2 protein-coding genes are annotated in these 1,593 nt (G+C 51.7%); both read left to right on the plus strand.

The window, feature by feature from the left end; translation table 11 throughout:
• Positions 1–653: flagellin (locus F153LOC_RS21445; protein ID WP_102128627.1), on the plus strand; the 653-nt coding region annotated here is incomplete at its 5' end.
• 183 nt (positions 654–836) lie between these two features.
• On the plus strand, positions 837–1,593 hold a 757-nt coding region (locus F153LOC_RS21450; RefSeq protein ID WP_102128628.1), incomplete at its 3' end, for a flagellin.

Consider the following 1,593-nt stretch of genomic DNA (forward strand, 5'->3'; position numbering starts at 1 on the left):
ACAACAACTTGCAGCGTATCCGTGACCTGACCGTTCAGGCGCAGAACAGCTCTAACTCTGCATCTGATATCGACTCCATCCAGGCTGAAGTTAACCAGCGTATGGAAGAAATCAACCGCGTTACCACCCAGACCGACTTCAACGGCATCAAAGTGCTGAACACCGGTACTGGTTCTAGCAGCTACAGCTTCCAGGTGGGTTCTAAAGATAACGAAACTATCGCTATCAACCTGACCAGCTCTGACAGCTTCAACCTGTACAACGCCACAGGTGCAACCTTTGATACCTCTGGTCAGACAATTAACGGTACTGCGCGTACCACTAAAGCTGAAGGCTTTGACGTACTGAGCGGCACTGTGGATGCTTCCGGTGCGGTAGATGGTAGCCCGCTGGCAGACATCGATGCGGCAATCAAATCTGTTGATAACCAGCGCAGCCTGCTGGGTGCGTCTCAGAACCGTTTCGAGTCCACCATCACCAACCTGAACAACACCGTAAACAACCTGTCCGCTGCACGCAGCCGTATTCAGGATTCTGATTACGCAACGGAAGTGTCCAACATGTCTCGTGCGCAGATCCTGCAACAGGCTGGCTCTTCTGTTCTGGCCCAGGCCAACCAGGTTCCGCAGACCATGCTGTCCCTGCTGCGTTAATACCCTTACTGATGCAAAAAAAGCGCCGCTTGTCGGCGCTTTTTTCTTTTAGAATCAATCAACAAGCATTAAATATTTTTAAAATCTCTAAAGTTTAAAAACCTGTTGTCGATAATGTTTATGTAGGCGATGAAGCCACTGGCGGCATGCCAAACCCATGACTCACTTTGAAGGATACTTACCATGGCTGTGATTAATACTAACACCCTGTCGCTGACGACTCAGAACAACCTGAGCAAATCTCAGTCTTCTCTGGGTACCGCAATCGAGCGTCTGTCTTCTGGTCTGCGCATCAACAGCGCAAAAGACGATGCCGCTGGTCAGGCAATCGCGAACCGTTTCACCTCTAACATCAACGGCCTGGGTGTTGCTGCACGTAACGCCAACGACGGTATCTCCCTGGCGCAGACCGCTGAAGGCGCGCTGGGCGAAATCAACAACAACTTGCAGCGTATCCGTGACCTGACCGTTCAGGCACAGAACAGCTCTAACTCTGCATCTGACATCGACTCCATCCAGGCTGAAGTTAACCAGCGTATGGAAGAAGTTAACCGTGTTACTCAGCAGACTGACTTCAACGGCATCAAAGTGCTGAACACCGGTACCGGTTCAAGCAGCTACAGCTTCCAGGTAGGCTCTAAAGATAACGAAACTATCGCTATCACCCTGAGCAGCTCTGACAGCTACAACCTGTTCAGCACCGCAGGCGCGACTGGCGCAACTGGCGGCATGGTGAACGGCAATGCCCGTACTACTTCTGCTGAAGGTTTCGACGTACTGAGCGGTACCGTCACTTCTGGTGGTACTACCGATGGCAGCCCACTGGCAGACATCGATGCGGCAATCAAATCTGTTGATAACCAGCGCAGCCTGCTGGGTGCGTCTCAGAACCGTTTCGAGTCCACCATCACCAACCTGAACAACACCGTAAACAACCTGT

Origin of the sequence: Lelliottia sp. F153, from assembly GCF_002870005.1 — a bacterium.
In the GTDB taxonomy this organism is placed as follows: domain Bacteria; phylum Pseudomonadota; class Gammaproteobacteria; order Enterobacterales; family Enterobacteriaceae; genus Enterobacter; species Enterobacter nimipressuralis.